The organism is Flavobacterium cheonanense, assembly GCF_039539185.1.
GTDB classification, from domain to species: Bacteria; Bacteroidota; Bacteroidia; order Flavobacteriales; family Flavobacteriaceae; genus Flavobacterium; species Flavobacterium cheonanense.
In genome coordinates this window covers 1-8,366 of sequence record NZ_BAABCT010000019.1, presented here as the reverse complement: position 1 = coordinate 8,366, position 8,366 = coordinate 1, and the positions used below count along the sequence as shown (strand labels likewise).

Annotated in this window: 1 protein-coding gene; it reads right to left on the bottom strand. The window is 36.7% G+C overall.

What is annotated here, in order from left to right; all coding sequences use genetic code 11:
- On the bottom strand, nt 1-7,596 hold a 7,596-nt coding region (locus ABD766_RS14860; protein ID WP_344817426.1), incomplete at its 3' end, for a fibronectin type III domain-containing protein.
- Between the last annotated feature and the right edge of the window lie 770 nt (nt 7,597-8,366).

Genomic DNA, 8,366 nt, shown 5'->3' with positions numbered 1-8,366 from the left:
CCAATTGGCAGTATCACTCCAAAGACCAGTTGTTCCTACCCAATTGTTGTTGTTTGAAACGGTCATAGAAATACTATTTGATGTTGCAGGCGAACCTGTTAAACAAGGAGAGGCATTTGACGTCATTTCAACTGTTACGGCAGCGTTATCTGTTAAAGTTGTCGATGTGAATGTTGAAGCTGTCTGACCTGAAACCGGCGAACCATTAACCAACCATTGATACGCTGGCGTTGCACCACCGTTTGTAGGTGTAGCAGTAAAAGTAACGCTTGTTCCTGCACAAATGGTTTGTGCTCCTGCCGTGATGGAAATGCTTACACTGGCTGGCAAACTTGGGTTTATTTGCACAGGAGTGGAAGAAACTGCACTATTGGCAGGCGTAGTTACTACAATGTTTCCTGATTGAGGGGTTGAGTCAGTACTTACAACTATTTGAGTAGCACTATTTGAAGTAATTGAACAAACTTCACCATTTAAAGTTACAGATGTAGCACCACTTAAATTCGTTCCTGTTATTGTAATAGATGTTGCTACATTTTCACAAATACTTGTAGGTGTAAAAGATGTAATTATCGGCCCAGGTGCAGCGTAGGTAAAAAACCCTGTAAATTGAGCGGAAGGAATGGCTGATGCAGTTCTGATTGAAGAACCCGCTGTAACAGTTGAAGACGATGAAATTGTATTATAGGTTCCTGCGGCGCTAGAAGACTGCGCGATTATGTTTCCATTGGCAATCTGGGCATCATTCAACCCAATGAAACAACTAGTTAAATTACCAGAGCCAGATGCAACAAGAGCTTCCCAGCGATCAGAGGATAAAGGATTCGCAACACCAGGGCCTGCAGTTCCAGCGTTTGTGTTAAATGCTTGTCCTGTTAACTGTACAACACCTGCCGAGTTAACCGGGTCTATATGTATTGGTAAATACGTTGTTCCCGCACCAACAGGGAATAATGTTGTTGCATCATATGTACCAGTTGCTGTTGCACTAGATGGGAATGTACGTCGGAAAGGACCATCAATTAAACCAGCTGTATAAGTTAATGTTCCCGCTGCAGTAGCTGTACCAAGTGTTAATATATTTGTGGACGTCGTATTAATTCTTCCAGCGGTCATTGTTAAAGTTCCACTGATTGATAAAGGTACTGAAATCGTCACACCTGTTGAATTAGAATTGTTAATCAATAAACTGTTCAAACTTGCTGTTGGAGAGGACGTTGCATTACTGAATGTTCCTGACCCAGAAATTGTTTGAGTATTTGGACAGGCTACAACCGCAACACTTGTTGTACTAGGATTTCCTATTGCGAAATTTGTTATGGAAGAAACTAAAACGCCATTGTTTACAATATTACCTCCAATAACTACAAGGTATAAACCTGTAAAACGGGCCTCAGAACCATTTGTAATATTAAGATTACCGAATAGTCCGAGTCCTTCTGGGAATGTAACAAACCTATTACCTGACGAAACATTTGTGTTTATATTCAAATTTCCAAAATTCAATCTCCCAGTTGATAAATAAGGATTAATAATAAATCCACCAGCATTTGAAGTTGGATTTGTTGAAACCCCATTTCCAATATTTAATGTATGTGATGAACTCGAATTAACAATAGAACTAGATACGCTGAAACCAACAGAATAATCTGAAGCTAAAGTTCCAACGTGAGGATCCACAACAGTTAAATTACCGCTAGTTAAATTTACATTTGAAGTACTAAAAAACAACAAGGAGGTTCCAGAAACAACTGACCCTGTTGAAATCCCCTCATTATTTCCATCAATATTGATATTACCACCACTTTGGTTGAAGGTTGAACCAGCTGCTGATGATATATTACCATTCACATTCAAAGTTCCACCAGTTACGGTTAAAGTTCCGTTATTTGTTAAAGGTGTATTATTCAGGGTACAACCCACAGTTAAATCTCCCGAAGCAATTGTTAGAGTACCGCCTGAATTTATCGTTAAATTTCGAGAAACATTACTTACTGAGTTAACAGTAACGTTATGGCCATTAGCAATAATCACATTAGAAGAACAACTAGGTATAATACCTCCTATCCAAGTAGAAGTAGAATTCCAATTTCCGGTTGTTACAGAAGTTATAGCATTAGTTGTTAATGTTTGAGAAGAACTATTGGTGCTTGAACAAGTTCCATTAGTAGCCCTAACTCTATACCAATAAGCAGTATTTGATGTAAGACCAGTAACGCTAAATGTATTCACATTTCCTATATTTAATCCATTATAACCTGTTACTAAACTTGTGAAGCCAACATCTGTAGCTACATCAAGTAAATATGATGAAGCTCCATTTTGAGTCCAATTTGCAGAGAAGCTGTAAGTTGAAACATTGGTAGCGGAAGATGAAGTTGGAACAGAAGGTATGGCTTGTGTAGCTATGTTTAGTACAACTGACGTTTGAGTACAACCATTGTCTGCTATAATTGTGTAGTTTGCAGCACTTTGAGCGGAAGTTGGAGTTCCAGAAATATCACCTGTAGTAGTATTTAAAGAGAGTCCAGCAGGTAAAGCAGGTGAAACAGAAAATGTTACATTACCTGCACTAGTTGCTAATGTTTCTATATTTGGAGTTATTGCTAAACTAACACAGTAGATCGCTGGGTTTGTTGCATACGTTAAACCCTGTAAACTAGTTCCAGGACATGAAACGGTAGCTTGAGAAAAGCTTGTTGATGAAGTACTATATACTGGACCACAAACGTTAGAATTGTATGAAAACACCCAATAATAATAAGTTGTATCTGCCGATAAACCTGTTGAAGTCCAAGTGCCTGCACTTGCACCAACATAGTCTATGAACCCAATTGCATTTGAACCAACAGTGTAGGTAGTTCCATTGTTTGGAGTTGGTTGTGTATTGCTTGTTGTTCTTACAACTAAATAACCCGAAGGAGCTGAAGATGCAGCTGAAAAAGTACCGTTGATAGTCGTAGTTGTTTGAGCAGTTGACGATGCTGAGGATGCTAATGAATTTGGTAAGTTAGCACCAGGATTTATACTAACAGTTACACCACCTGAGGTAACTGGACATCCATTGACTATTGCAGTACCTGTATAAGTTGTCGTTGTAGTTGGTGAGACAGTTAATGGATTGGTTGTACCTAATGTTGTTGTACCATCTGACCACGATAGGGAAGAAGGAATAAGGGTTTTGTTACCAGCAAATCTAACATTTAGTCTTGTCGTACTTAATGTGACAACTCCTGTTAAACTAGTTGTAGTATATAAAACCGTATTTCCAGGTGTAGTTGTAAAAAAAGTTCTTGAGTTATTTGTTATATCTGCACCATCCATCCTTACATCAACAATAATATTTGACGTTCCATTCCAATTAAAAGGAGTTGAGAAATTGATAGTTTGCCAACCAGAATTAGTGTGGGTATATGTGGCTGCAGGGTAACATGTTGTAAAGCCTGCTGTAGATTCAAAAGTCGTATTCGTAAATGTTGATAAAGAGGTATTTCCAATTAGAACTGTAAAGTTAGCATTGGTTGCAGAATCACCTAAAGTTGTAATATTGTATGCCATTGAAGTAATATTTCCCGCAGATAGACCTAATGCACTTAATTCAGATGCTGTAAAAATTACTTGACTTCTGTGACCTGGCCACCTATTACAAAAGGCAGTAGGTTGAGTAGTATCACCTGTTAAAGTCGCTGCAGTTCCAACATCAATTGTACCAGGTGCTACTATACTCAAACTTAAACTCGAACTACTTCCCAAACAAACAGCTGTTGTATTGGCCGTTGCCGTTGCAGTAATCCCTGTATTTGGTTCATCAGTATAGCCTGTACCTGTAAAAGTGGTGGTTGTAACTGAATTAGTAGCAGAAACAGTCCAAGTTACTGCTCCGTTCGATGGAGAAACTGTTGGAATGGTGGCTGTCCAGGTTCCTGAAGTGAATAGTGAACCCGATCCGGTTATCATTGTAATGTTTGTTGCTGTTCCTCCATTTACTTGATAAGAAAGTGTTGGAGCAGCAGTCAATGTTCCCTGTGGATTTACATTTACAACTACTGCTCTAGATGCGTTTGTACATTGGTTTCCCGAAGGTGTAATTGAATTTAAAGAAATTTGAGGAACGGCAGCAACAAAATCACCTGCATCAGCACCGATATCTGTAGGTGTAAGACCTGAACGTGTTTGGCCATCGTAATCGTCTGTTACTGAGGCAATCAAAACACCACCGCTTTCTGCCACTGTTGCAACAGATGCACTCAAATGTAAGTCTGGTGTTGAGTCGGTTGGACCTATAAATTGCGGATCTGAATTGAAGCTATTAGCATCTTGACCCGTGGCTGTTCGCCAAGCTGATAAAGATGCAACATCCGCTGAATTATAAAAACCAAATACAGCACCTGACCCGCTTACAAGATAAACATTGTAATTACTTGTCAACCCAGTGGGATTGGTACCTGTCCCTCCAACTCTAACAGCATAATGCTTAGAAGTAGCACCGCTATTTGAGCGGGCATTTACAAAAATATTATTACGAAAATCTCGGGTATTTGTTGTTTGCTGACTATTAAATGCGTAAGAAGGATTCGTGCCAGATGTCGGCGAACCTCCGATATAAATAGAGTTGTGATAAAAATTATCTGTTCCTAATGGTTCGAATATACCATTTATATTCATTCCTATTGTACTAGCTGTGTTATTTGTACCTAAACGAATCATATTATTTCGATAAGTCGCAGTACCTCCACCAACATGAATACCGCTCAGGGTAGCACTAGCATTTGAAGCATTTAAATCAAAAATTAAGTTACGATCGATTATGCCAGCAGTGGCTGAACCACTGTAGAAAATCCCTGTTAGTAAAACAGCAGCTGATGAATGTGTATTAGATAAACCTGAAATAGTATTTTGACCTATACGCCATGAACCTGCTGTAGCAGATAAATTTACTATTCCTATTACTGAAGCTGAGGATGTTGTTCCTGTATTTCCTGAAACACTTGTTAAATTTGAAACAGTATTGCTGTTTATTGTTGCTATACCTGTAGAATGAATGCCTCTTATAGAAACAGCTGTTGACGGTCCTGTGCCTGTAGCACTATAGGCGACATTACTAATTGTATTTGACGAAATAGTTACAATGCCTGTTCCTTCATAAGAAATACCTCTCATAATTGATGCATTGGCCGTAGTACTCTGACCACCTGTATTATTTATGCTATTTGTAGTTGTGTTACTACCTATAACATTGGATGAAATTGTTGTAGTAGTACCTGCAGTCACTCTAATTCCGTAAAAATTTCCAATTAAGGTATTTGCACTTGCAGTGGTTAAATTAATACTACCAACTAGATTGTTAGAAATATTAACTGTTCCCGTTGAAGATGAATTTACACCTGTAAATACTGGTCCAGTTGATGAGTTAGTTTGAAATGTAATAGAGCCAGTCCCAGTAGTTCCACCAATTGTATTTGCCGTTGTGTTTCCTATATTTGCATTACCAGCTGTAATACTAATTCCATTAAAGACTCCAGTTGACTGTGTGTTAAAGAAAATATTTGAAATTGTATTATTCTGCACTGAAGTTGGTGTTGTAGTGCCTACAGATAATAGAATTGCATTGTAACTTTGCGTCAATCCTGTTCCGGTTAGTGACATTTGAGTACCACCGCAACTTACCGCAGTTCCGCCAATAAAATTTCCGGTAATCACAAAATTGTTACCACTGCTATTGCTTATATTAATTCCTGTATGAGTTGCAGCAGTTGTAAAAGTGCGGGTAGCTGTCTGGTAAAGACTATTACCACTAATTGTCCAATCAGTATTACCTGATGAAACAAGAATACCATTTGTAGCAGTACCCACCAGAAATTGATCACGAATAAGATTGTTTGAAATAGTTACACCACTGTTATTGGTAGCAGCGGTGGTTGTTGATCCTACAGCATAAATAATATTAGCAGCTGTTCCTGCGCCATTCAAATCACAATTATCAATAGTATTATTGTCGTTACCGTTGGAACCTGACGTTGTTGAAAAAACAATTAGCCCTGAAGTTGTAGATGTAACAGATGATGTAACAGAACAAAATTGAATTATATTATTATTCGCATCATTGATAAACCTGACTGCCGGAACGGATGTACCACCTGTGTTTCCAATTGAAAGGTTTCTTGCCGTTCCACTACCGCCAGCACGACCGTCAAACGTAATGAAGCTAGCACCATTTAGATCTATTGTTGCAGTAGTATTTGCAGAGGTAATATTCAAATTTGTAGCACCGCTTGCAGGTCGTATTGTAATTTGTTTATTGGTATTAGACCCCAAAGCAGTTCCGAATGTTAATGGAAAAATTTCACCCGATGAAACATATCCTGATTGTAATTCGAGAATAATATTACCCGTATAACCACAAGATGTTAAATTAGATATAGCAGTCGTTAAATTGGGAAAAGTTGCAGATGATGGGCCAACTGTCATAGTGCCTGAATAGGTTGGACAAGCCAATGTGGCTTGTGTACCTGTTAGTGCCGTTCCAAGCGATTCTCTTAGGGCGTGCACTCTCCAATGGTATGTTGTATTTATTGATAACCCAGTTGCATTAAAGGTAGTGGCATTAGCCGCTGTTGTAGCTTGCCAAGTAAAATTGACATTATCCGTAGATCTATAGATTACATATCCCACCTCAGCAGTTGAATTGTCTGTCCAATTTAAAGTCATATTACTTATATTAACATTTGAAAAGGTTAGGTTCGTTGGGGCTGTGGTGGCTGTGGGAGTAAATATGTAGGCTCTTCTTGAACCGTTGCTTGAAGAATTAAGATTAGTAATAGTTGATCCCGCTGTATATGTATTTGTTGATACAGCTGTAGTACTGACAGTGTTATTACTTGTTGTTAATGAAACATAACTATTAGCAGTATTTGATGAAGAGAAACCAATTGAATAGCCAACAGTGCCACCTCCACTTCCTACTGCCATATTACCATAAACAAATTCTATAACTCCAGTGCTTTCATATAATCGAGCTTGATAAGTTCCGTTTGCTGTCGATGAGTTCCAATCAATTTCCATATTTGTATATTGAATAATAAAACATCTATTTGGTGCTGTTCCAATTGTTTTGGATACTACAGAACCTGTCGAACTTGTTGCTAAATCCCTTGCAAATGGCGCAATTAATGCCTGCGATGCAGTTCCTCCTGATGCATATACTGCACTTCCTATTGTTACAGGTGATGTAATAGTACTTAATCTAAATACACCGTTCGCCGATGTGCTAATTTGATCATATCGGGCACCCATGAAGAAAAAATCAAAACCAATAGATGCTGAAACAGCAGTTGGATTATCTTGACTTGAACCAATAATTGAAGTAGTCCCTGATGTCATGTCAACAGCATTACCATTCCTATCAAGAGCCAAAGAGCTTGTCGTATTTGTTGTAAAGACATAGTTAGCAGTGCTCTGTCCCCAGACATTTCCATTTCCCAAAACAAAGAAAAGTAATGCTAAGAAAAAACTAATAGTTAGCTTATTCTTAATGAAATGAGAACTTTTATTCAGTTCCAAATTTTGGGTGTTTTTTTCGTAATTATTTTTAATCATATCCTAAAGTGTTTCAATATTTATTAGTTAGAAATGGAATTAAACCGTCAAGAAAATATATACTTTAAAGTTTAATATTCAGAATTTGGCAGGGTAAAGATTTTCATGATATTTCGTTTAATGGTTGGTATTTTTGTCATGTTTTATTTTTTGACAAAAAAAGTTTTCAGCTATCTACTTACTTCTGGACACTGTATATGCGCATTTTTAAACTTTTAATCATCTTATATTTTATTAATTTTAGTTTTTAACCTATTTTAGGGGCGTTTTCATCTTATAAACTTACTTTTTTTAAACTTAAAGTCTAATAAAATACGGTCTATTTGGTTTATATATTTGACATTAAATACTTTGCATTTTTTTGCTAAATATAATTTTTAAAACTGTTTATTTTTAAATGAATTAATAAGTGGTTGAATATTTAAAATAAGTGTATTAAAACCATCTCTTTTGTATAAGAGGTTTAAGTTAATATACTTAATTTAGATTTGCCATATAATTTGCATTTAGCAATCTAGAATATTAGGAATAGGAAATAAGGATATTTAGTTTGTCCATAATTTATAGAATTTTTAAATGAATTTATTTGAGAGTATACAATGAATTTATTCAGATTATTAAAATAAATGGACATTCAGATAATAATTCTTATAATAAAATATAAATGCCCTAGAGAGTTTCTAATTCTTTAGGGCATTCTTGTTGTTAATAAAGGTTAAATTTATTTTAGTTTGCTTGATTAATTTTTCTTTGTTTTTTTACTATTGAGA